The organism is Shewanella sp. HL-SH2, from assembly GCF_051164935.1.
Taxonomy (GTDB): domain Bacteria; phylum Pseudomonadota; class Gammaproteobacteria; order Enterobacterales; family Shewanellaceae; genus Shewanella; species Shewanella glacialimarina.
The window spans coordinates 1,891,631-1,915,861 of sequence record NZ_CP195035.1 but is presented as its reverse complement, the minus strand read 5'-3'; the positions used below and the strand labels follow the sequence as shown (position 1 = coordinate 1,915,861).

Annotated in this window: 24 protein-coding genes and 1 tRNA gene; 5 read left to right on the top strand and 20 right to left on the bottom strand. The window is 41.7% G+C overall.

The window, feature by feature from the left end; all coding sequences use genetic code 11:
• Positions 1-7: 7 nt before the first annotated feature.
• From ACRWP9_RS08315 to ACRWP9_RS08260, 12 genes are all read right to left on the bottom strand, one after another.
• Entirely contained in the window at positions 8-733 is a 726-nt protein-coding gene (locus ACRWP9_RS08315; RefSeq protein ID WP_434928706.1) for an SDR family NAD(P)-dependent oxidoreductase, read from the bottom strand.
• Positions 730-1,875, bottom strand: a complete 1,146-nt coding sequence (locus ACRWP9_RS08310) for an AMP-binding protein (RefSeq protein ID WP_434928705.1) — start codon at positions 1,873-1,875, stop codon at positions 730-732. Before ACRWP9_RS08310 ends, ACRWP9_RS08315 begins: the two co-directional genes overlap by 4 nt.
• Positions 1,875-2,120 carry a phosphopantetheine-binding protein gene (locus ACRWP9_RS08305; protein WP_188923647.1) on the bottom strand — a complete coding sequence of 82 codons (246 nt, stop codon included), beginning with the start codon at positions 2,118-2,120 and terminating at the stop codon, positions 1,875-1,877. The genes ACRWP9_RS08310 and ACRWP9_RS08305 overlap by 1 nt, the downstream gene beginning before the upstream one ends.
• Entirely contained in the window at positions 2,117-2,683 is a 567-nt protein-coding gene (gene pseH, locus ACRWP9_RS08300) for a UDP-4-amino-4,6-dideoxy-N-acetyl-beta-L-altrosamine N-acetyltransferase (protein ID WP_434928704.1), read from the bottom strand. Before pseH ends, ACRWP9_RS08305 begins: the two co-directional genes overlap by 4 nt.
• Positions 2,684-2,693: 10 nt before the next feature.
• Positions 2,694-3,455 carry an SDR family NAD(P)-dependent oxidoreductase gene (locus tag ACRWP9_RS08295; protein ID WP_434928703.1) on the bottom strand — a complete coding sequence of 254 codons (762 nt, stop codon included), beginning with the start codon at positions 3,453-3,455 and terminating at the stop codon, positions 2,694-2,696.
• 19 nt (positions 3,456-3,474) lie between these two features.
• On the bottom strand, positions 3,475-3,708 hold the full coding sequence (locus ACRWP9_RS08290) for an acyl carrier protein (RefSeq protein WP_226410496.1): 234 nt from the start codon (positions 3,706-3,708) through the stop codon (positions 3,475-3,477).
• 80 nt (positions 3,709-3,788) lie between these two features.
• Positions 3,789-4,526, bottom strand: a complete 738-nt coding sequence (locus tag ACRWP9_RS08285; RefSeq protein WP_434928702.1) for a cytidylyltransferase domain-containing protein — start codon at positions 4,524-4,526, stop codon at positions 3,789-3,791.
• The gene (gene pseI, locus ACRWP9_RS08280; RefSeq protein ID WP_434928701.1) at positions 4,527-5,603 is read right to left on the bottom strand and encodes a pseudaminic acid synthase; all 1,077 of its coding nucleotides are present in this window, start codon (positions 5,601-5,603) and stop codon (positions 4,527-4,529) included. It abuts the gene before it with no gap.
• Between the two features lie 2 nt (positions 5,604-5,605).
• Entirely contained in the window at positions 5,606-6,715 is a 1,110-nt protein-coding gene (locus ACRWP9_RS08275; RefSeq protein WP_434928700.1) for an aromatic ring-hydroxylating oxygenase subunit alpha, read from the bottom strand.
• The gene (locus ACRWP9_RS08270; RefSeq protein WP_434928699.1) at positions 6,715-7,770 is read right to left on the bottom strand and encodes a PseG/SpsG family protein; all 1,056 of its coding nucleotides are present in this window, start codon (positions 7,768-7,770) and stop codon (positions 6,715-6,717) included. Before ACRWP9_RS08270 ends, ACRWP9_RS08275 begins: the two co-directional genes overlap by 1 nt.
• The gene (locus tag ACRWP9_RS08265; RefSeq protein WP_434928698.1) at positions 7,760-8,512 is read right to left on the bottom strand and encodes an SDR family NAD(P)-dependent oxidoreductase; all 753 of its coding nucleotides are present in this window, start codon (positions 8,510-8,512) and stop codon (positions 7,760-7,762) included. The genes ACRWP9_RS08270 and ACRWP9_RS08265 overlap by 11 nt, the downstream gene beginning before the upstream one ends.
• Before the next feature lie 5 nt (positions 8,513-8,517).
• Positions 8,518-9,606 carry a 3-oxoacyl-ACP synthase III family protein gene (locus ACRWP9_RS08260; protein ID WP_434928697.1) on the bottom strand — a complete coding sequence of 363 codons (1,089 nt, stop codon included), beginning with the start codon at positions 9,604-9,606 and terminating at the stop codon, positions 8,518-8,520.
• A gap of 132 nt (positions 9,607-9,738) precedes the next feature.
• Here ACRWP9_RS08260 and ACRWP9_RS08255 point away from each other — a divergent pair, with 132 nt between their 5' ends.
• Complete coding sequence (locus ACRWP9_RS08255) at positions 9,739-10,761, top strand: ketoacyl-ACP synthase III (protein WP_434928696.1); 1,023 nt, start codon at positions 9,739-9,741, stop codon at positions 10,759-10,761.
• A gap of 17 nt (positions 10,762-10,778) precedes the next feature.
• On the opposite strand, the gene ACRWP9_RS08250 is transcribed toward ACRWP9_RS08255, so the two are convergent.
• The 6 genes from ACRWP9_RS08250 to ACRWP9_RS08225 form a co-directional block, all read right to left on the bottom strand.
• Entirely contained in the window at positions 10,779-11,036 is a 258-nt protein-coding gene (locus tag ACRWP9_RS08250) for a hypothetical protein (protein ID WP_434928695.1), read from the bottom strand.
• Positions 11,033-12,331 carry a motility associated factor glycosyltransferase family protein gene (locus ACRWP9_RS08245; protein WP_434928694.1) on the bottom strand — a complete coding sequence of 433 codons (1,299 nt, stop codon included), beginning with the start codon at positions 12,329-12,331 and terminating at the stop codon, positions 11,033-11,035. The genes ACRWP9_RS08250 and ACRWP9_RS08245 overlap by 4 nt, the downstream gene beginning before the upstream one ends.
• Before the next feature lie 513 nt (positions 12,332-12,844).
• Positions 12,845-13,726 (bottom strand): sensor domain-containing diguanylate cyclase, encoded by an 882-nt coding sequence (locus tag ACRWP9_RS08240; protein WP_434928693.1) that lies wholly within the window; start codon positions 13,724-13,726, stop codon positions 12,845-12,847.
• 38 nt (positions 13,727-13,764) lie between these two features.
• Positions 13,765-14,571: an alpha/beta fold hydrolase gene (locus ACRWP9_RS08235; RefSeq protein WP_434928692.1), complete on the bottom strand. Its 807-nt coding sequence runs from the start codon at positions 14,569-14,571 to the stop codon at positions 13,765-13,767.
• A 352-nt stretch (positions 14,572-14,923) separates the two neighbouring features.
• Positions 14,924-14,999 (bottom strand) — tRNA-Arg (locus ACRWP9_RS08230).
• A 142-nt stretch (positions 15,000-15,141) separates the two neighbouring features.
• Positions 15,142-16,281: a flagellar assembly protein FlgT gene (locus ACRWP9_RS08225; RefSeq protein WP_434928691.1), complete on the bottom strand. Its 1,140-nt coding sequence runs from the start codon at positions 16,279-16,281 to the stop codon at positions 15,142-15,144.
• 405 nt (positions 16,282-16,686) lie between these two features.
• Between ACRWP9_RS08225 and ACRWP9_RS08220 the strand changes: the two genes are divergently transcribed.
• Positions 16,687-17,397, top strand: a complete 711-nt coding sequence (locus tag ACRWP9_RS08220; protein ID WP_434928690.1) for a FlgO family outer membrane protein — start codon at positions 16,687-16,689, stop codon at positions 17,395-17,397.
• Entirely contained in the window at positions 17,394-17,846 is a 453-nt protein-coding gene (locus ACRWP9_RS08215; RefSeq protein WP_434928689.1) for an LPP20 family lipoprotein, read from the top strand. Before ACRWP9_RS08220 ends, ACRWP9_RS08215 begins: the two co-directional genes overlap by 4 nt.
• A gap of 106 nt (positions 17,847-17,952) precedes the next feature.
• On the opposite strand, the gene ACRWP9_RS08210 is transcribed toward ACRWP9_RS08215, so the two are convergent.
• Positions 17,953-18,930, bottom strand: a complete 978-nt coding sequence (locus ACRWP9_RS08210; protein ID WP_434928688.1) for a DUF6268 family outer membrane beta-barrel protein — start codon at positions 18,928-18,930, stop codon at positions 17,953-17,955.
• A 180-nt stretch (positions 18,931-19,110) separates the two neighbouring features.
• Positions 19,111-19,749, bottom strand: a complete 639-nt coding sequence (locus tag ACRWP9_RS08205; RefSeq protein ID WP_434928687.1) for a TetR/AcrR family transcriptional regulator — start codon at positions 19,747-19,749, stop codon at positions 19,111-19,113.
• Positions 19,750-19,937: 188 nt separating this feature from the next.
• Between ACRWP9_RS08205 and ACRWP9_RS08200 the strand changes: the two genes are divergently transcribed.
• Entirely contained in the window at positions 19,938-21,068 is a 1,131-nt protein-coding gene (locus ACRWP9_RS08200) for an efflux RND transporter periplasmic adaptor subunit (protein WP_434928686.1), read from the top strand.
• Positions 21,065-24,121, top strand: coding sequence for an efflux RND transporter permease subunit (locus ACRWP9_RS08195; protein WP_434928685.1), 3,057 nt, complete (start codon positions 21,065-21,067; stop codon positions 24,119-24,121). The genes ACRWP9_RS08200 and ACRWP9_RS08195 overlap by 4 nt, the downstream gene beginning before the upstream one ends.
• Positions 24,122-24,231 lie beyond the last annotated feature (110 nt).

The following is a 24,231-nucleotide window of genomic DNA, read 5'->3' as shown; positions in this document are numbered from 1 at the left end:
TGAAGTCCTAGTTGGTAATACCGCCGTCAATCGTCAGCGTCTGCCCAGTAATAAATGCCGCGTCATCGGATAACAAGAAACTGATTGCAGGGGTTATATCTGCAACAGTGCCTAAACGATGCATAGGTGTACGGCGGATAATTTGGTCGCGTTTTTTATCTGAAAGTGTCGACGACATCTCAGTGTCGAGATAACCAGGAGCAATCGAATTAACGGTAATATTTCGGCGGCCATTCTCTCTAGCAAGTGCACGGGTTAAACCATCTAACCCCGCCTTTGATGCAGAATAGGCAGCAAGACCAGTATAACCTCGACTACCAATGATTGAGCTTATATTGATAATTCGCCCCGCACTATTCTGCCTTAAGAATACCCTAAGCACTTCACGGGCAAAGTATAAAGCACCGTTTAAATTCACTTGCAATAACGCATCAGATTCTACATTAGGAAAGGTGGCTAACACCCCCTCTTTTGCAATACCGGCATTATTGATGAGCCCCCAAAGTGGTACTTCTGCCCATTCACAGGCAGATTTTACAAATGTAGCGGTTTGTTCTGCATTACCGACTTCACATTGAAACCACTTAACATGCTCGTTGTTATTTACTAGTTCGTCGATCGCCGCCGTTTTATTGCGACTACAGGTAGAGACCTTATAACCTTGATTAAGTAAGTGAATAACTGTGCCTAAACCCAGTCCACGACTACCGCCTGTGACCATAATGTGTTTCATTGAATCAACCTCTGTTTTTTACCCGTCGCAGAAAGACTAATTTGCTCACTAAAGGTGATAATTCTGGGGCGTGCCGCTGGTTCTAATTGTTCAGCAAGTTCTTTAAGTGCTTCTTTAGCAATCTGTTGATCATCAGCACATAACTCAACACAGATAAGTGCCCCTGTAATAGGGTTAGCTTTGGCGTAGACTCTTGCGTCAGTTATTCCAACCAATGCAATAATTTTTTGCTCTAAGGTTTCAAGATTAACCTTAACACCACCTACATTCACTAAACTATCTTCTCGACCGGTAAATAATACTCTGTCACCAGTTAGTGTAATACAGTCACCGGTGTCGATAGACTCGTTACGCCTGTTTAGTTGTAATGCATGCGTAGCGGTTAATTGCCAGCCATTAAACTTTTGTTTTAGCCAAGTTCGAGGAAAGCCCGCTAATCCATCTTTAACTGAAAATATGACACCAGCTTCAGTGGTTGCGTAGATATGACGCACCTTAGCCCTAGGACATTGTAACTTGATAGCATCTAAGGTGTGCTGGTCTGCTATTTCTCCGCCCAGAGTAATAACGGCCAATGGTGGTGATTTTGTATGCCAGCCCATTAATAACGCCCGCATCATTGAAGGAGTCGCACTAATGGCATTAACACTATGCTTTATCGCAAGCTCGGCTTTGTGTTGAAGATTGGCATCAACATCGGCAATCAACGTATCTTTACTAACAATAGCCTGCAAAATGACTTGTAAACCAGCAAAGCTCATTGGGTGATAACAAAGTAGCCATCTGCTAGCCACTTTCTCGGTATTGTTAGCGTTTTTAGGCATCAATTTGTTTAGCCGATGAAAAACCAACTTAGGTTGCCCGGTCGTACCCGATGTTAATAGTCCAATAGCGAAACCTGTTGGAAGATTGCTGTCATCAATATCTTGATTAGTTCGATTAAAAATAACTGGAATATCAGCTTGTTGTGCATCAACCATCGCCTGGATCATTTTCGACACCAGCGGGCTAGTTGCGTTGTCAGCAGCGCCATTAAGCTCGATGAACGTTTTGCTTTTACAGTCAGCACTGGGAGTAAAATCAATTCCACAGCACTGTAAGCCCGGCTCAATTAATAAGAATTGCTCATCGATAACAAACATTAAACTGCTGCACCTTCATAAAGCGCTATCAGTTCGGCAATGCTGTGAAACGTCTTAAATCCATCACGAAAGGGATCAATTCCGGTTGTTAATTCTAAAGTCACAATCAATGTTGCTAAGTCCAAAGAGTCCATTGGTAAGTCGACTAAAAACTCTGACTCGACAGTTATTTCAGGACAAACCTCGGCCTTATTTTCAATAATTTGACGGGTCTCATTGAGGATGATATCGGCTAAGTTACTCATATATTATTCCAATCATTAAAAGCGGCTGATATTTTATCTAAGCTAAAATGTTGCTTTTGGGTTAGCCAATCTTCTTTTAGCTGCTCAAAAATGTGCACATCCAGTAGCTGGCCATTTTTACAAATATGTTGCTTTAGGTGACCGACTAAACGCGTTTTATGCAATGTCTGTAGCTTGACCACTTTTTCATTTGCATCAAGTACATAGTTTACAATTTTGTTGAGCTTTAGCTGGTAAAAAACATAGTTACAAATATAAGTATGCATTGTTACACCATATTTGAGTCTCGCTTGACGCTCATAAATATAAGAACCTGTACTGCAGCGTTGGTGTTGTCTATCTATATCGGTAAAACACAAAAAGCCAATTGAAACACCATCATCTTGGATCATATAACCACGATAGTTGTCATTTTTTTCAAGTGACCGTATCCAGTTTTTTTGTTTGTCTAATGATGGATCTTCAAGATCACTGAACATGTGTTTAGTGATCTCTGGATCGGTACGCCACTTGAGCAATAACTCTGCATCACTGACATCTACACGTTTAAAATTTAACGCCATTATCTACTTCTTAATTTGCTAAATAGCCGCCTTCAACTGGCAGTGTGACAGCGTTTATCCACTTAGCAGCGTCGCTAAGTAAAAAGGCTACCGCATTGGCCACATCTTCTGGCTGCCCTAATCCCATAGGGTGTTGGTTAAGCATATGCTGATATTGTGCTTCGGTCATACTGTCTTGGGTGCGTTGTGCCATCTGTGTTTCAACGAGTGCAGGAGCAACACAATTAACCCTAATATTATCCCGCAGCAACTCCATCGATAACCCTCGAGTTAGCGACATTAAACCAGCTTTGCTTGCGCCATAAACAGTATTACCTGTTTGGCCTATAAGCCCCGCAATTGAGGACACAAAAACAATCGCACCTTGCTTAGAGCGATCACGCTTGAGCCTGAAACCTTTAGCTATAGCCATAGCGCTAGCTAAATTGACATGCATAGTTTCATTAAAAAATGCTTGGTCAAATACCCGTATAGGTTTGGTTATTTGAATGCCCGCACAATGAACAAACCCATCAATATAACCGTATTCTTTAACTAATGACTTTACCCAGTCAGAGAGTTTATCGGTATCAGCCATATCAAATGGCGCACAAACATGACCACTACCTTCAAGGCTTGATGCTGTCTTTTCAAGAGCGACTTGGTCGCGACCATTGAGTATCAAGGTTGCGCCCAATTTAGCGAGTAACACGGCGCATGCGCGGCCAATGCCTGCCGATGCGCCAGTAATCAATACTCGTTTACCGCTGAAATCCATAGGATTAAAGATCATCTCGGTACCGACTAGTTAATTATGCAGTTAAATGTTCTTCAACCAGTGCAATAAGATCCGCTACTGTGTTGATCTCTTCTAATTTGTCACCTTGAATGATGATGTCAAAATTCTCATCAGCCATCGCAATCACGCTCAGAAAAGCTAATGAATCCCACTGCTCAAGCTCCATCAATACTTCATCACCTTTTAAGGTGTTGTCATCAAGTTCTAATATCTCTTCTAAGTTGTTTAAAAATTCTTGTCTGTTCATCTTATTCACCTCTAATTTATCGTGTTTTTTATTTACAGTGCCGCTAATAGTGTATCGGCAAAAATAGGTATTTGTTTATGTTAATGTGCTGTGCGTTGTGCCACATGGGCATTTATCTTTGCAAGCTGCGGATTATTAAGCAGCAAAGTGCAAATTTTGTCAGGACTCGCCTCAAGCCAGTCATTGCCTAAATGTTCAATTAGTTGTTGAACAAGATGAAGGTCATCTTGTTCATCAACGCAAAGCCTAAACTGCCCCCAGGCTAATTGTCCGGTTTCTATCGGTACAATATGTGCATCGGGTTTGCTGTAAAGGTAAAGGGTCACATGTTCTCGTTGTGGCTGAGTCGTCGCCTCTTTATAGGCGTTTGACAGGCTTGCCATGCTAAATACTTCCACATCAAACCCCCTGGGGAAATACGCGAGGCTAATGTGTGTGTACTGTGATATGTCCCCTTGACGATGTTGTTTCACTGCCTCATCAATAAGGCTGGGGCAAATAAGCGGGCAATCCCCCGTGAGACGGATAATAATATCCTCATCGGTTGCCTCTGCCATTAATGCTGCGTGATAGAAGCGATCGAGTACATCATGTTCGTCACCACAAAAATATGGCTGCTGATTGGCTTCACAATAGTCAACAATGGATTGATCTGTCGACTCAGTAGTGGTGGCGATAATATGAATATCAACCAGTGTTGACTGCTTAACTCTGCCAATGTGATATTCCAACATAGGGCGGCCATTTATTGGCGCTAACACTTTGCCAGGCAATCGACTCGATCCCATGCGAGCTTGCGTAATGCAAATGACGCGCATTTATTTCTCCTTTTTAAGTAAAGGAAAAGACAGATAAGCTTCTTTCATCGGCTCGCCAAAGGCGATATCTTGGGTAGCGATTTGGCCAATTATTTGAGGTAAATAGCGCGTGTGTAGCCCGTGAGCGGGTCTCACTGATCGCACATTGTCAGCGGTAAACTTCTGGCCTTGTTTAATCGCCTGCGCAATATACAAGGAACGCCTGAAATCTCTTCCACCTGCTTCACTGGGTTTTACTTCATAGCCAGCAACGCCCAGTGCACTGTGCACTTTATCCGCTTGTTGTTTTAATTGAACAAATTCATCAGGCTCTAATGAAAATGCCGCATCGACTGAACCATCACTTTTATCGAGTGTAAAATGCTTCTCAATAACACTTGCACCAAGCGCTACCGCGGTAATAGATGCGGTATTTTCAATGGTGTGATCACTCAATCCGATAGGAAAATCAAACCGCTGACACAGATCGGTAATAGTGCGTAAATTACAATCTTCAATCGGTGTTGGGTAACCGCTAATACAATGCAGTAATGCCAACTGCGTGCCACCTGCTAAGGCAACAGCTTCAACAGCCTCTTGAATCTCTTCCAGTGTAGCAAGACCGGTTGACATAATGATTGGCTTGCCGGTTTTTGCTGCAGCGCTAATCAATCCGATATCGTTAATTTCAAAAGAAGCAATTTTATAAGCAGGGCAACCAAGGGATTCAAGCAGTTCAATTGCGCTAAGGTCAAAGGGAGATGAAAATAACGTAATATTATTTTGTTTTGCTCGTTCAAATAGCGCTTTATGCCACGCCCATGGGGTGTGAGCCTCTTGATAAAGATCATATAGCGTACGGCCAGCCCAAAGGCCACCTTCAATACTAAACTCTGGGCCATTATGGTTAAGCGTTATGGTATCAGCGCTATAGGTTTGAATTTTGATAGCGTCAACACCTGTTGCCGCTGCGGCATCAATCATCGCCAAGGCTTGATCTAAATTACCTTTATGGTTACCTGATAATTCTGCAATAACATACGGTTTATGCAGTGGGCCTATTTCTCGGCCATCGATATTAATTGTGGAAGCAAACATACTTATTCTCCCGAACTTAACTGCGGTTTAATATCGCTACGCCAGGCGTCATGAAAATGTCGGATCCTGTCTTCACATTTACCCAATATGCCTGGTGTATCAACAGCAGGCATATTCGCTTGGCAAGATTCAGCCACTAATCGGTCCTCTTCCAAAATGGTATGATTAAACTCAGTAAAGTTAGCTTTAATGACCGCTTTTACACCATCACTTGTGGCACTGCCATCCAGTCTTTTTATCATTCGTAGCTGAAAGTTCAGTTGCGATTGGGTGGATGTTAACGGATCATAGGTTTGTAGCGACATTAATGAGCCATTGGTTAATCCAATTGCCAAATTAGGGTAAATAAAGAAGTGATTATATTCAGTAAACTCGCTGCTTTGCTCAAGTTTTAGGTGCTTTCTCGCCCCTGCCCACCATTTTTTGGGAGTATCTTGTAGCGGAGTGTTACCTGTTGTGTGCCCATTAAAAAACTCAATATCACATTCTGCTTTGGCAAATTTTGCAAACGTTTCCGGGTGGACACCGGCGACATGATAAACTTCTAGTACCGTTTCACAGGCGATTTTCCAATTGGTATTCCACTGATAATGACCTTGTTGAACAGGATCGGTAAACTCAGCTGAAATACGGCTTAAAATGGCATAATACGGCCCAAGATAATCTTCAAGTGACGGGCCTGCTTTCGCGACGCGAACAAAGAGCAATTCTCCGCAACTTTCTAAAGCAAACTCTTTCAGTGATAACGCCTTTTTAGCAGCCTCATCTAAACCAAAATCAGTACGATTTTGTGGAACGCCAGCCAATGCGCCATCGCTTTTATAACTCCAACAATGATAAGGACATACTAGTGGTCTATTGCCCTGGGTTTGCGTTTGAAGCTGTGCTCTTCTGTGACTACAAATATTAAGCAATGCACTAACTTGACCATTAAAATTTTGCACCACAACTGGGGTATTACCCACTTTAAGGGTAATAAAATCATGATTTTTAGCCACTTGATCTTTAAAGCCAACAAATATCCAGTTTTTCTCAAACACTTCTACGCGCTCAAGTTCAAAGGTGGCTTGGTCATAATAATGGGTCGGGTGAATGGCTTGTATCGCTATCATTAAAGTTCCGATTTTTGTTGTATGCTGACAATCAACTGTTTAATTATTCGTTGACAGCCTTGGCTGTCAATCAGTTGACGAGCAATGTCACTCATGTCTTGTCTCAAGCATTTATCATGCCAGAGGTTTACAGCATCGACTTTGATTTTACTCAATAAATCGTTATTAATCTGAGTATCAGCTTGGTTACAGTCAAAAGCACGCGTATCGATAGCATAATACCAGCTGTTATTCAGCGGAGAGCCAAGTGCGGGCAATTGATTATCAACCGTCACTAACGCTAACGTAGGGACACCTTGGCTTGCTAACTCCCCCAATGTGCCACCCGCAGCAGATATGGCTAACCCTGATTGCATCATTATTTGAGCAACTGATGGAGGGTTACAAATAATCGAGAAGTTTGAATGCTGTTTAGCCAGCAGCTCTAAAGTGCGCTGTTGCTGATGAACTTGACCAATCAACAAGCAGACATGCGCTTCAGGTAGTGCATCAATAATGGCTCTTGAAAGCGGCAGTGCCAAAGATTTTGGGTCTGTACCCCCTAAGGCGATGAGCAAATCTGGGCGCTCAGCTATTGGGATATAATCTTGAGCAGCAAACTCTTTACGTAAATAGGTGTATTGAGGCCCTAAGCAAAAAGTCGCATTAGGCGCTCGTTGTCGGTACTCTTCAAGGCTGACATTGGGGGCCGGATTAATGACAAAGTCCGCCAAAATAGGCTGATGGTCTAAGGCATCATCTAGCTTAACGATAAAAATAGTAAGTTGATTGAGTTGTAACCACTCATCTGTTGTCAGCTCATAATCATCAACAATAATGGCGGTAAACGCATGCGGTAAAAGTTCATCTGTCGATAATGGCGCTGCTATTTGTTGCGTGTCGAAATTAGCCTGATGCAGTTTATTGAGTAAAGGCAAACTACAGGTTTTATAAATAAAAGTGATATCAAAAAAAACCTGCGCTGCCTGTGCAAGCGCATATAGACGCATAATATGTCCAGCGCCTATACCATGGGAGTTATTTCCGTAAAATGCGACCCGTGGTTTAACCGGCAAGAAAACCACCATCAACGGCTAAGGTAATACCTGTTGTATTAGCACTTAAGCCACTCAGCAGAAAATAAACACTATTAGCCACATCTTGCGGCGAACTTAACCCTAATGGATGGGCATCGATTAGTAGTTGGCTTTGCTGTTCGCCTAAAGTCGAAAATTGAAGTTCAGCTTTTGCACCACTTACCACAGCTGGCGCAACACAATTAACTCTAATTTTTTTACTGGCAAGCTCCAAGGCGGCGGATTGCACCATGGATGATAGTGCCGCCTTCGATGCTGCATATAGTGTTCTAGCCTTTAGGCCTCTTTGACCTGCTGCTGAACCTATAAATACAAAGCTGGCTCCAGAGTTAAAATGTTTTGCCTTAGAAAAAGCCGCTGTTAACATCACAGCAGCTGAAAAATTAACATCAAAATATTGGCTAATCTGTTTAGGTGAAATAGTTCTTAGTGGGCTATAGCCTTGATAGCTGGCGCTATGCACTAAACCGTCTATTGCACCATGTTGCTTGATAAGCGATTTAACCCAAGATTGAATATCTTCCAGGTGACTCAAATCAAAAGGGGCTATTTGATGATGTTGTTGAGTTAATTGACGTTTTGTGTCAATAAGCGCCGCTTCTCGCCGGCCCACTAAAATGAGCTTTGCGCCACATTCATCCAGCTTTTTGCAAATAGCGAGTCCAATGTCTGAATCCGCCGCAGCACCGGTAACAACATATAACTTATTGGTTAAATTCATTATAGTTATTGCACCAAGGTTAATGGCTCAAAATCATCACTTATCTCTATAATTTGTGGCGCCAGTATTGGGCCAATATCGGTAATAATGGCTCCCCAGGACCAACCAACACCAAAACCGCCTAGCATCACTTTTTTTGTATCAGTTTCGAAAAAATCACCTAACTTATGGCAAATAGCTAGCGGCACAGAGGCGCTGGATGTGTTGCCAAAGTCGGCCATGTCGATGAGATATTTATCTTGTGGAATTTTGGCTTTTTTACGCAAATGTTCAAGAATAAACTGATTAGCCTGATGCATAACGACCATATCTAAACTGTCTGCTTCAATATTAGCTAAAGCCAACGACTCTCTGATTAACTTGGGCACCACTTTCAACGTAAAGGAGAATACCGCAGCGCCATTTAAATAAAGTCGAGACTCTTTATATAGCTTTTGTTCTTCTTCACTGCTTCTGGCTTCAAGTTCTGGCATGGTGGGGTTTCGTCGCCCACCCGCTTTTACTGCAATATGCTGCCCGCCAGTGCCGTCGGTGCCAAAAACAGCGTAAGAGTCAGTCCAATTCTCATCAAATTGTAATGCTGTTGCTACGCCCGCATCGCCAAAAAGAGGAAGGGTACCGCGATCATCAGGCAAAAGATGACGACTAGAAGTGTCGCCACATAGTACTAACGCCCGTTGACCATCAGAGCCATTAAGCATTTGACTCGCCATCCAGGTGGCATAAACAAAACCCGAACAGCCTAAACTCACATCAAGACATGCAGCATCCTGAGACAAACCAAGTCTGTGTTGCATTAAACATGCTGTGGCTGGAAGTGCATAATCAGAATCCTGCGAGACATAAATCAATACATCAACAGACTCTGGGGCCCAATTAAGGCGCTTTAATAAGGTTTCAGCAGCCGCAATACACATGTCCGATGCACATAGATGTTTTGGCAGGATTCGGCGACTATGTATGCCTGTGCTGGCATAAATTTTATCCGCCTCCTCCTGAGTGAAAATATCTGGTGTTTCAACATATGAATGTCTATGGGGAGGAACAGCGGCTTGCATACCTGCAATTTTGACTGACTTTATCACAGCTTTCATAGATAACCCTGTTGAAATAAACGAATAATGTTGGTTTTAACTATAACATTGAATAATATAGCTTGAAAGTGTCATGCTTGCGTCAAATTTGCACTAACCTTTTCTATATAGTGAAAAAATCAGGGATAAGAAATGACCATTACTACTGTTAACAAGATTTCAATTGCTGGCATTGTCTGTGTCTTACCTGAATTAGTGTGTGAAAATATTGATAAGTCTTCTGAGGTTGCTAGCCAAGAAATAGCACGAATTGTTGCCTCTACAGGTATTCATTCAAGACGGGTAACACCACCTGAACAGACGGTATTAGATCTAGGGCTAATCGCATGCGAATCGTTATTAAGCGAGTTAGCTTGGGATCGCGATGAAATATCGCTGATTATTTTTGTGACTCAAACTCCCGACTACCCATTACCTGGCAATGCGATACAGCTACAACATCAACTGGGGTTAAATAAAGGCACTATCGCTTTTGATGTTAATTTAGGTTGCTCAGGTTTTATTTATGGATTGTGGCAGACATCGCAATTACTCAGCGGGCTACCAACAGGTAAAGCGTTATTAATTGTAGGTGATACTACCAGTCATCAGTACAGCGAAAGTAACCGAGCCGTATCATCATTATTTGGTGACGCAGTCAGTGCTATCGCTATTGAGAAGCGTGATAACTGCGATGAGATGGTCTTTTCACTAGGCTCAGACGGTGCAGGCGCACCTTACCTTATTCAACCAAATGGTGGTGCTAGAACCCCCAATCGCACACCAGAATTATTTATGGATGGTATGCAGGTATTTGTATTCACCCTAAGAGAAATACCCGCCTCAGTTAATGCTTGTTTAACCCATAAAGGCTGGCAAGTAGACGATATAGACTACTGCGTAATGCACCAAGCAAATGAAATGATGCTAAAACGCTTAGGTGACAAATTAGGCATAACTCAGCAGCAATTGATTATCTCAATGGGGGACATAGGCAACACTAGCTCGGCATCAATACCCTTAGCGTTGTGCTTAAGCCTGCAAGATGAATTGCTGCGTCAACCGACTAAATTACTCTTGTCGGGGTTTGGAGTAGGTTGGTCTTGGGGAACAGTTGCCTTTACATTACAACCGCTCAAAGTATGTAAAGTGATTGATTTAAAAACATCAAATTAACGCGTATTTTAACGCATCTAGACTGTAAGCAATGCTGGAAGTTCGTGTTCTAAGTAATCGGCTAAACCTAGCCAGTCATGACGTTCTTGAGCAGCCAACATACTTGGAATAAGCGCGAGTATTTGGCTTGAATGTGGAAGGAAAGCGAGCATAGGTTCTAAGTGATTTAAACATTCCCGCAGGCGCTGTGCCCCTTCAGCCTCATGGCCGAGTCTTAAAGCATGTGCCGTGGCAATAAGTTTCTCTATTAAGGTATTTGGACTACATAATGTCATAGTGATAAATCCTTATACTGAGCACCATGTATACGTGCTCCATCTAAGCTAGATTGATAAAATCTCACATGCTGCTTAGCGCTGATATAGTGCTCTAAACTGCGTAAATATCCCCTGAAATTCAGATCCGTTGCCACGCGTTCGCCATGTCCATTAATGACCCAATGGTGATTTTGATTATTTATGGAAGGCCCTAGGGCACCATCATGCCAAAATGCATGTGTTTTATTGCCAGGGTAGCTAAAATCACAGCCAAAAAGTGTTATCTCCTTAATTTTAAGATATACCGCTAGGTCAATCGCAGGATGAATAACACTGCCATTGGTAAATAGTCTTAACTTCGGATACTGCTTATCTAGCTTGTCATAAATAGGATTTTTGGAATAAGCAATAAACTTTGGCCCTGGCCATTGCCCGTGTATTGATGATGACAAGGTGGGGAAATAAACCAGCGTAATCGACGACGGAATTGTGTCAGGAAAATGCGCAGGGGTAATTTTATTGTCTATTGCCACCACAATATCAGGAATAATATTTTCATGAATGAGTGCCTTCAGTGCAGTATCCACTGCAATCATTAGTGATCGCTGGCCAATTGGCAGCTTACGCTGTGCGCGTAAATAATCGTAATGATTCTCTAAAGTGGGGCCTGAACCAATCAAATCCGCTTTGTATTGCCCGTGGGGAAGAATTAATGTCGATGCGTCAGGGTCACTTGCTATCGCCTGTGCATTTTCATTCAGACGCTTCTGTACTTTAGGGTTAGCGGGTTGATGCTGACGATTCACATAAGCACGATTATTTTCCAGCACTAAGTGATCGCGTAAAATGGCATTTTCATTATTAGCGAGTAGCAAATCAGCCGTGATAGCTATATTTGGCAGGTTTATTTTATGCTGATGAGCTTGATAAGCAACCTTAACTCGAGGGTCGCTTAACCACTCACTTTGGTCAGTAAAGCTCAACAGCAATGCTAGCAGTGACAAATTGAGTGGTACCACTTCGATTGATTGTAATTGTTTGTTATCAATCAACAAACTCATCACATCTCCCATCCCAACACCGTAAACAGTCACATTCTCGCAAACTAAAGGCAATTCGTTAATCAATAACTTAGCTTCAGCTATTCGGTTATGGCGGCTACTAAGCTGAATACCGTCAACACTAATAGTTTGATTATTACCCTCCACAAGCTGAGCATCAAAATGATCAATAGATTCAAATTTAAGTGCCGACGCAAGGATCGGCCAACGCTGGCTGATGATATCAACATTCTTAGCAAAAAGATCAGTCATTGACACTGCCCTCGATGTATTACTTTAAAGTGAAAGTCACTAACAAATCAAATACTTGAAGTTAGCCTATTACAAGATTAATCAAAGTTAGCTAGATACTATTTCTCAAAACAGTAACTCGCAAGTCTTGTTTATAAAATTATCAGACGGGTGTCAAAATAGTCCGACGATAACAATACAACCACAGCATAATTTTAACGCTAAGTAATTATGACATAACAAATTACTTTAACCAAACAAGGGTGTGAGCCACGAACATAGACGCTAATATAAGCTATAAATTTAGAGGTTATACTGCTCGATAAAATAGATTGTCAATTTTAACTTAATTTTATCGACAGTGAAGACTATGGTCTGGCGGAGCAATTTAATGAATTGATAATAAGTCGCTGCGTAAAAAGGCAGCTTGATCGCGGTAGATATTGCTGTAAATGTTAATCTTAATACAAGCCGAATAAGCATCCATATTTAATAGTAAAACCTTAATCGTGGCGATTAGATTTATAACTAGACTTAAGCATTCAAATACAATTCGGTTCTATTTCTGCCAAGTGTTTTAGCTTGATACATAGCATTATCAGCCTGAGTAAATAAACCTGTAAATGATATATCTTTTGCGCTAATACTCACCCCTATACTGACGGTTAATGCATTGTCACCCACTTTAATTTGAGCAATTAACTTATGTAGCCGCAGGCAAAATAATTCAGTATCACTTTTGTTCGTATCCGGTAACATGATCAAAAACTCTTCTCCGCCAAATCGAGAGACAAAATCTGTTTGACGGCAAAATCCCTTTAATAACCCGCCTAGCTCCTTCAACACTCGGTCACCTTCTAAATGGCCAAAGGTGTCATTAATTTTTTTAAAATGGTCAATATCGAGTACTAACAAACCTACCGATTGCTTAGACCTTGCAGCTTGTTCAAGGGCTAAAGTGCTTCGATATTTCATTTCCCTTCGATTGAGTAAACCGGTTAACTCGTCTGTAGACGCCAGCAACATCAACTTTTCGGCCTGTTCTTCTAATGTTTTTCTTGTTTTGATTAATTCTTCATAGAGCTGATCTCGTTTAGAGGCATTGAAAAAACTCCAATATATACAGCCATCTTCACTTAAACGTGCATTCACCGTTATCGGAATACGCACTCCAGAGGCATTGAATATAATCAGCTGCATTTCTTCGCAAATCTTTTCATGTAACAGTGTTGGAATTAAATAACTTTGAAAAAATATTCGAGAAGATTGAGTAAATATAACATCAGCACTTTTACCTATAAGTTCACCGGGCGGCCACATTAGCTCACTGGTAAAATATGAATTTACATAGGTAATCATTCTTGAAGGGTCAGTCACTAGCACCCCACACGGGAAACTATCCGGAGAGAAAACCATCGAGGTACCCCCCTCCAACTTAAGTGTTTTCAAGGTAGTTAATTCGCATATTCTATTATCGATTTAATAATAGCATCAGGATGCGTCATATGCAGGCAGTGGCCATCGGCTGGAATAACTTTAAGCTGGCTATGGGCTATTTCACTGGCAATAAACTCACCAATTGAGGTTGCTGCTAGTGCATCATTTTGACTTTGTAAAATTAATGACGGCTGTTTAATCTCTTTTAAAAGATAACGATAATCAGATAAAAAAGTCGCTTCAGCAAAGTTTTTGGCAATAACAGGATCAGTAGAACAAAAACTGCCAGATAACTCGCCAATCAGGTCATCAGAGTTATTGGTTCCCATGACTAATGGTGCTAAATAGTTAGCCCAACCAATATAGTTTTTATCCATTAGGTTCAATAATTCTTCAAGATCTTCTTTTTCAAAGCCACCTAGGTATTCTGGAGGAAGATTTAAAAAACACGGTGATGGGCAAACCATGATCAAGTTCGAAAACAACGCCGGTTTCTCAATTGCTGCTATTGCACCAATAATACTACTGACCGAATGACCAACAAAAATAGCATCAGTGAGCTTTAACGCTTCACAAATTTCAATAATATCTTCAGCATATCCTTCAAGTTGGCTATAGCGTTTTTTGCTATATTGAGAAATATCAGAAGCACCCGAACCAACATAATCAAATAATACCATTTTGAAATGCTTTGCCAGTTCAGGGATTAAAAAGCGCCACATGTTTTGGTCACACCCAAAACCATGAGCAAGAAACAGCGTTTTACTGCCCTTACCGATTAACTTAACATTATTTCTAATCAATACATCATCTGCATTTAGCATACTTTGTCGTCCTTTTTATCAGGTCACCAATAATGAGCGCCTGCTGACTTTGACATGGTCAATCTAATTTAGCTATAGCAAGTTAAGCAGACCATTCAAAAATTATCCATTTCATGTTCTGCATAGCCGATATTTTACGCTGATAAAAGTCAGGTCACGTTATCAGAAATGTAAATAGCGCTTTAAAATACAATAAAGACCAGTCGCTATAACCTTGAAGTATTAAAGGTTTTGGACTGAGAGGTATTACGACAACACATTTACCTAGTAAATTATCACATAATTTTAAATAGGCTGGTTTGGCAGAAAATAGCAGAGATTATGACAGAAAGGGACAGCTTGAATTTTTATATGGTCTCCCCACAGGGACTCGAACCCCGATCGGCCGCTTAGGAGGCGGCTGCTCTATCCTGTTGAGCTATAGGAAGACGAAACTGATTATACTGGTTTTCAGCCTGATGAAAAGAGCTTATAGGCGATTAAAATCGTTAGGATTTAATTGCTTAATTATTAAACTGATTTAAATAAGACAAAAGTTGCTCACCTTTTGTCTCATTTACCCCTAAACACTTAGAGTTTAATGGCTATATCGTGAACCTGAATGTTATCGGCGGCATCAACGTTTTCAATCATCGCGGTGGCTGTGCCTTCACTCACTTGATCTATCACTATTTCAGTGCGGTTTTTAGTCACAACTGCGCGCATGGTATTAAGACGGTCTGGAATATTTTTTTGCAAAACCAACTGAAATTTATCACCCAGTTTAACGCCATTTTTGCGGCCTAAATTGATAATAACTCGATCCCCTTGCCTAGCGATAATTTGCCCTAGCAACGGGCGACACTTGAGTGCGTTATCAAGTGACATAACACTTAATTGCAGCTGGCTTGTGATTGCTTGACCATAGGATGAAGACCAAAAACGCTGGCTGTTTGGCATTACGGTTTCTTGACGTTCAAACTCCCAGGGGGCTGTGGTAGCAAATGTTTGTGACCATACCTCTTCACCGCTGATGCCATGATATAGGGTTAGTTCATAGCTAAATTGACGTGAGGGGACTTCATCAACAAAGCCCATAAAACTGCTGGTGTAAGGCTCTGTCGACATATCAGTAATGTAAGATTTCAATATATATTGGCTATCGGTGATTTCACCAAGCCAACTAGGGATGCTATAGCCTTTGAAATTAACCAGCTCATTGGCGCTATCTAAGCGTTCATCAGCGTGTACCTTAGCGAAACTTGCGCTTGATTGTTGATTAATGGCTTTACCAAATTGAAGCGTAAATGCTTTATTAAAATCGGATAAATGACCATAACTTAGCTGTGTTCTGTCCGCTATATCTGCCTGCGGTAACATAATAGCCGCCTTTAAGGACTGTGCCTGACACTGCTCTGTTTCACTTTCATCATCAATATTAAGCGACAAAATAACCGTCATAATATCATTGCTGACTAACTCGCTGAGCAATTCAATATTATTGGCCGCGCCCATTCGTTGCATTGAAAAGGTATCCTGGGTGAGCGAGCCTTGAGTAATTTGCTGCTGGCTAGAAAAATTAACCCCGCCCCTCAGACTGGCGTAATTCAATGCTTGGTTAATGGCGTCTTCGCGCGCTTTATCTATATTGCCATTCACAATCTTGGCAGTACCTGTCACTTCAATTTGCTCTGCAATTGAATAAGGACTCAATAAAACAGGCAATAACATCAAGGCCCGACACCATTTAGGCCACGAGTATTGTGTTAACTTATTATTTAATGCATGTACCATATTTCACCCTGCGTCAGATATCTGTCACTTGTAGCACAAAACAACACGTTACATCGCTGAGATAGCGCTGTCGTGAGTTACTAACAACTTATCAAGCAAAAACTGTGCCCAACCTATCTTTACTATCGCTAACGACACTATGACTAGCGCTACTATGAATAACGCCGCTACAATTAATGAAACTATATCTAGTTTAAGTCTACCTAAAATGGTATGAGGTTTATTGACTGCAGTTTTATAAGTAAGCAGCGCTTTATAAAGATAAAGAATATTTATCTGATGCCGATATATCAGTATCAAATGAATAATATTGTTTTTTAGACAGACGCGAAGGACTCAATCATGCAGCACAAGCTTTCTATTCTCGCTCTGATGCTAGTCACCATAGGGCTTGCTGGGTGCGGTAATACACTTAACCCCGCAGCAAACTTGGACTATGCACAAAATGGCCAACTAGTGGGTTATCAAGACGCTGATGACGTACACCAGGAACAACTGGTTTATGATATTAATGCGTCGGGTTTAGCGCCCAAGGGACAAATTAATATTTGGGCTGAAAAATTAGTCAATGAGTTGGTGTTACAAAATGATGCCCTGCGTCCTGATCAACCCTTATTAATTGTTACCCCAGTAATGAGTAGCGACTTTAATCAAACTAATGAGTTAGCACTACAGCTGCAACAGAGTTTACTGAGCGCATTTCATGCCCATGAATTCAATTTAGTTGATCTTAATGTGTCAACTTCACTGCGCGCAACAGAAAAAGGCGAATTAATATTAAGTCGAAACTGGGAGCAACTTCCCGATGACATGCCTGTGTCTCATGTATTAGTGTCAACATTAAACCTCACCAATGAAGGGGTGAATTTTAATGGCCGTGTGGTGGATATAACCAATAATCGTGTAGTGTCGGCGGTGCAGTCTTTTGTCGCAGGTCAAAGTTTATCCGGCTATGTTTTGCCAGCCAATAAAATACAAACCCGTGACGGATTAATTTATCGAACCGAAAATGTTAAACAGAGTCGTTACACTGTGATAGGAGACAAGCAATGAAAAATCTAATACTAATTACAGTGCTAAGCTTTTTAATGCTGGGTTGCACAAGTAATGATAAGTATGTGCAATGGGAAATCGAGGCTCCAAGCCACTTTCCGAAAATTTCAGCCATTGGTTATGCCCCACTCGCTACCCAACCAAGTAATATTGAGGCACATAAAGTATTGATGGCAATGCAAGCATCAAAAGTGGCCGCTTATCGTGAATTAGCAGAACAAGTATATGGGCAGAAGATTGATGCGGTTAGCAATGTCAGTGAGTGGCTACTGACTAACGATAGCGTTAAATCCTCTGTTAGCGGTATTATTCGTGGTGCAAAAGTGGTTAAAACCTACCCTTCTGGCGATTTTTATGTCACGGAACTGGAGTTAGATTTTGAACAGGTTTGGCATTTATACGAGCAACAAAACCGCGCCAAACGAATAAAAGAAGTGACTTACTTTTAACCCGAACGCACTTAAGTTATTTCAACAAAACAAAACGCCGCGTACTATCGCGGCGTTTTGTTTTGAGTAACTGCATTTATAACAACTAAATGATTATCCTCAAAAATTAAAATTTCACTTTAAATGCCAACGCCGCTGCGGCTTGATTACTGAGTTCTTCGGTTGTTTGTGGCTCGCTTAACTCCATCTCGCCACCAAAATAGTAACCAGTATAGGCATTCAAGCTAACGCTTTGGCTAATTTTCCAACCTGCGCGTAAAAAGCCAACCCACTCTTCAATTTCAATGGTGGTATCATCATTTTCAATTAAAAAGCGTTCTGTACGACGAGAGCTACCGACACCAAAATCCCAGTCGGTTGAAAGCTGATACGTTAACTCTAAACCCGCGGGACCACTGAATCCGGCTTGGAACGGGTTAGCAAGTACCCACTTATCATTAATTTGCCAACGTACCGCAAGATAGGGAACGGTTCGCACCTCAGATATATCATTAAGGTAAGCCACACCAAGACCTAGCATATTGCCAGATTCAAAACGGTACATACCTGAAGCAACTACGCCATAACTTTGAGCATTTGAAGATGATGCGGTATTGGCATAGGCATATTGCACTTTAGGTGCAAACATGAACATCCACTGATTATCAGGGCGATAAATCAAAGATAGCCCAGCGCTGTACTGATCAATAGAAGACCAGGGCACAGTGTTAGTTCTTAAGGGAGTTTGCTGGTTAATACGCCAGCCATAGTCAAGATTATCATAACCAATGTTAGCGCCTATCATCCATTGTTTGTTTAATGGCATGGTCGCGGATAATTTGGCATTCCATACATCACGCTTTAATTCATTACCATTATTACCCACAGTGGCGGCTTGCGAGCTAGTCCTGGCAACATTGAGCTCAAAAGGCGCACGATCTGGTGATGATGTCGATGCTAAAGCACTCATACTTGTTAAGCTTAAACCTGCAACAAAACCTGTCACCAATAAAGGTAGCAAGCTCATTTTGGATAAATAATCTGGGCTAGATTTATTTGGCTTAAATTGATTTGGCTGTAAGTTAATGTGAAGTGCAGTAGTCATTAAAAGCATCCTTTCTAGGGTAACAAGTCGATTGATACTGCCTCAGGACAGTGTGGTATTTAAAATAGTACGAATTGTGCTACAAAGTGGTTCAATATCATCCTATTTTTATAAAATACGATGATATTATTTTATCCTTCACAACATTTTTTACAGGCTCTTATTTATAGGCTCAACTAATTATAGCTTGTGCGCTTTTAAAAACATCATCGCTGTTTCAGTTAAGTACGCTTGCCTTTTAGACAATAAATCCGCTGTTGGCAGGCCTAATTCTAAACGCATTCTCAACTCACCAAATAACATTAGACTTAATCGTACTGCACTGTCATGGGGGTTATTAAAATGATATTGGCCATGTTGATTAACCTTTTTAAGGTAACCACTGACTAAATTTAAAATATGTTTTGGGCCAGCATCATAAAAAAGTGCTGCCACTTCAGGATGAGTATCAACTTGTGCAACACAGGTAGTAAAGACGGTTATGGCTTCTTCTGACGCTATCATGGCACCAAAATGTTGAGCAAATGAAGTTAATACACGCTCAGGATCGGTAGCATCCACTAACAAATTTTCAGTCAATTGATGCACTACGCACTTAGATTCTATTGAGGCAACAAAAAGATCATCCTTCGAGCCAAAATGAGCATATACAGTCTGCTTTGACACGCCTGCGTGTTTAGCCACTTCATCCATGCTCGTATTAGGAAAGCCCTGATGGCAAAATAAATCAATAGCCGACTGCAAAATTTGCACCCGCTTCTGTTCACTTTTAGATAATGTCATTTGATTATTCTGGGTCAATGTTTGTTCTTCTGTCATCTTTTCCCCGTATGTTGTCACATCAGCTAAACAGTTAACACTATTTAATCATAAAATGGACTGGACAGTCTAGTTCCTTAAAACTAGACTAGACAGTCTAGTTAACACTAACATTACATCATCAACCTAAACATAGACTTGTTTTATTAACGTGTAATACACGCTCGATAGCATTGGAGAATACAATCATGGAACATAAATCGACCCGCTCAATGCATCGATATATCGTAGGCCTATTAAGCATATTGCTCGTCAGTAGCTGTGGCTCAGAGGTTAAGCAACATTCAGAGTCTGTTAGTTATCAAACGGTAGCAGTCTCAAACATTGTCGCATCCAATTATTATCCACATGAACAAACCTATACCGGTACTATTCGCTCTGCTAATACAACAGGTATTGGTTTTGAGCTAGCGGGAAAACTCAATGGCATAAATGTCGATAGTGGTAATAGCGTTATTAAGGGGCAAACACTTGCCACACTAGATACCAATTTACTTCAGGCTGAAAAACAACAACTTGAAGCAAGCCTGCAACAAACAAAAGCTGACCTAGACCTTGCCCAAAGCACCCTAAAACGCACCTTGGCCTTAAAAGATAAAAATTACGTCTCTGAACAACAATTAGATGAGACCAAGCAACAAGTTACCGGCTTGCAGGCTAACCGCCAAAGATTAAACGCCAGCTTATATGCCACCAATCTTAAAATTGAAAAATCCACCTTAACCGCCCCTTTTAACGGCAAAATCAGTAAAAGACATCATAATGTGGGGGAGGTTATTGGCCTAGGCAGTCCGGTTTTCACCTTAATTGGTAATGATCAACAACAGGCATATATTGGTGTCCCCATTACTGTGGCACAAGGACTAGCTAATCAACAACAAGTGCTTGTGCGTGTTGGTGAGCAAAGCCTCAATGGCAACATTGCGGGGATCAGTGGTGAAGTTGATAGCATTACGCGTACAGTACAGTTACGGATAAGTTTACCCAATGATGCCAATGTGCTTAATGGTGAAATAGCCTACCTTGAATACAATCAAAACATTCAAGCTACTGGCTATTGGGTGCCTATTTCAGCATTAACTGATGGCGTTAGGGGGTTGTGGAATATATTTGTATTAAGTAAAACCGCTGATGCTAGCGGCAGTAATCACTATGCGATTGAACGCCGTGACGTTGAAATTATCTATACCAATCAAGATCAAGCTTATATCAAAGGTGCAATAAGCGCTGACGACACCATTATTGTGGAAGGTTTACATAAGTTAGTGGTAGGTCAGGTTGTGACACCTGTTAAAACCGTGATGGCGGAGGCATTATGATTAAAGCCTTTTTAGAAAACGGTCGACTTACCAGTTTATTTATCGCCCTGCTTCTTGTGGCAGGTCTTGGTGCTATTTCTAGTCTACCGCGAACAGAAGATCCGCATATCACCAATCGCTTTGCATCCGTTATAACCCACTACCCGGGCGCTTCAGCTGAACGCGTAGAAGCTCTGGTAACGGAAGAGTTAGAAACTCAGTTACGTCGCTTAGAAGAGTTAAAGCTGGTTCAGTCTACTTCTCGCCCAGGGATTTCGGTGATTCAACTGGAACTTAAAGACACCATTACAGAAACCGATCCTGTATGGTCAAGGGCGCGAGACTTAGTTGCTGATACCAAACGTTACTTACCCGCACAAGCACAAAACAGCACATTAGATGATCAATTTGGTTATGCCAGTACGGCTATTTTAGGTGTTGTGTGGGATGACGACTCGCCAGTAAGAAGTGATATTTTAAATCGCTATGCCAAAGAGTTAGAAAGCCGAATTAGATTATTATCAGGTACTGATTTTGCCAGACTTTATGGCGCACCAGAAGAAGGGATATTGGTGGAGTTAGATGGCAATAAAATCAGCCAACTTAAATTAACACCCGGCACGATTGCGCAAATTCTGACAAATGCTGACAGCAAAATTTCAGCGGGCGAAATCAATAACGATCAATTTCGTGCCTTGGTTGAAGTGTCTGGTGAGCTCGATTCACAAAGCCGCATTCGCCAAGTACCATTAAAAGTCGACGATGATGGCCAAATCATTCGTTTGGGTGATGTGGCAACCATTAGCAGGCAGTCTAAAACCCCAGCCAGCAGCATTGCATTAATAGATAGTCAGCAAGGCGTGCTGATTGGCGCAACCATGTTAAATAGCCACCGAGTGGATATGTGGCAACAGCATGTTGCCGACACCATTGAGACTTTTTCCAAAAATTTACCGGCAAACATAAAAGTACAATGGTTATTTGACCAGCAAGGTTACACCAGCGTCCGTTTAGGTGATTTGGTGATTAATCTGCTACAAGGCTTTGTCATTATTGTCGCAGTGCTAATGCTCACGCTCGGTCTGCGTAATGCACTTATTGTCGCGTTATCTCTGCCATTAACCGCGCTATTTACCTTAGCCTGTATGAAATACACTGGCTTACCTATTCACCAAATGTCAGTTACAGGCTTAGTGGTTGCATTGGGGATCATGGTTGATAACGCCATTGTGATTGTTGATGCCATAGCGCAACGACGCCAACAGGGGATGAGTAAACTAGAAGCCGTATCGAAAACTTTGCATCATTTATGGCTACCGTTAGCAGGGTCAACCATTACCACCATGCTTGCCTTCGCTCCTATTATGCTAATGCCAGGTGCTGCGGGTGAATTTGTTGGCGGCATTGCTATTTCAGTGATGTTCGCACTTTTAGGCTCATACATTATTTCTCATACGCTTATTGCTGGCCTTGCTGGACGCTTTAGTCGAAGTGAGCCTGCTACGGCATGGTATCAACAAGGGATGGCCTTTCCACGGTTGGGGTATGCTTTTAAAGCCAGTTTAGAATTTGCGCTAAAGCGACCACTATTAACCGCATTGGTGGTGGGTATTTTACCGATAAGTGGTTTTATGGCTGTAGGACAAATGACTGAGCAGTTTTTCCCGCCGTCTGACAGGGATATGTTTCAAATTGAAGTCCATCTTGCCCCGCAGGTGAGTATTGAAAACACCCGTCAGCAAGTGGATTTAATTGATAAAAAGCTACAACAGATAACTGATATTAGTGAAGTTACCTGGGTTGTGGGCGGCAATACGCCTTCTTTTTACTATAACCTCACTCAACGTCAACAAGGGGCGACTAATTATGCTCAGGCAATGGTTAAAGCTGCAGACTTTGAAACCGCTAATCAATTGATACCACGGCTGCAAAATGAGCTAGATATTGCCTTTCCCCAGGCACAAATTTTGGTGCGCAAGCTAGAACAAGGTCCACCTTTTAACGCGCCGGTAGAGTTATTAGTTTATGGACCTAATCTTGACACATTAAAAGAGATTGGCGATCAGGTCCGCGCCCTGCTTATTGCTACGCCAGATGTTATTCATACCCGTGGCACCCTATCACCCGGAGCGCCAAAGTTATGGTTACAGGTCAACGAAGACGCTAGTTTGATGAGCGGCCTTAGCTTGACCGATATTGCCAATCAAGTGCAAATGGCCACAACCGGTATTATTGGTGGCAGTATTTTAGAACAAACTGAATCTTTACCTATTAGAGTCAGACTTGGCGATAACAGCCGCGAACAAGCAACCCGCCTAGCCGAGCTTAATCTGGTATCACCTACAGGCACAGGCATTCCACTGTCGGCATTATCTTATAACGAAATAAGCGTCAGTCGTGGTGCAATACCCCGTCGTAACGGTGAGCGGGTCAATACCATTGAAGCCTATATCACCAGTGGTGTATTACCTGCTCAGGTGTTAAATGACGTGAAGCAAAAGTTAGCTGAGATTAATTTACCTTCGGGCTACCGCATTGAAGTCGGCGGCGAAAGCGCCAAACGAAATGAAGCTGTGGGGAACTTATTATCCAATGTGGTTGTAGTGGTCACCTTACTGCTCACTACTGTGGTGCTATCGTTTAACTCATTTAGGCTGACCGGTATTATTTTACTCAGCGCCATCCAATCGGCCGGACTGGGCTTATTAGTGGTGTTTGTGTTTGGCTACCCATTTGGTTTTACGGTGATTATTGGTTTATTGGGTTTAATGGGATTAGCCATTAATGCCGCCATTGTGATTCTGGCAGAACTTGAGGACTTACCCGAGGCAAGACAAGGCAATATGGCATTAATTGTTGATACCGTTAGCAGTTGTGGCCGTCATATTGGATCGACAACCATCACCACTATCGGCGGTTTTTTACCATTAATCATTGCTGGCGGTGGATTTTGGCCTCCCTTTGCAATTGCGATAGCGGGCGGAACCTTGCTCACGACTATGTTGTCTTTGATTTGGGTGCCGGTAATGTATCGCTTATTGATGAAACCTAAATCTAGTCAGCTCTGTTTGTGAGAATTAAATGAATCAGTGAAAAATATAAACCACTTTGCATTAGGCAGCATGGGGACTAAATAAATTATCATTAAAAAAGCCGCTTTATCACTAAAGCGGCTTTTTATGTT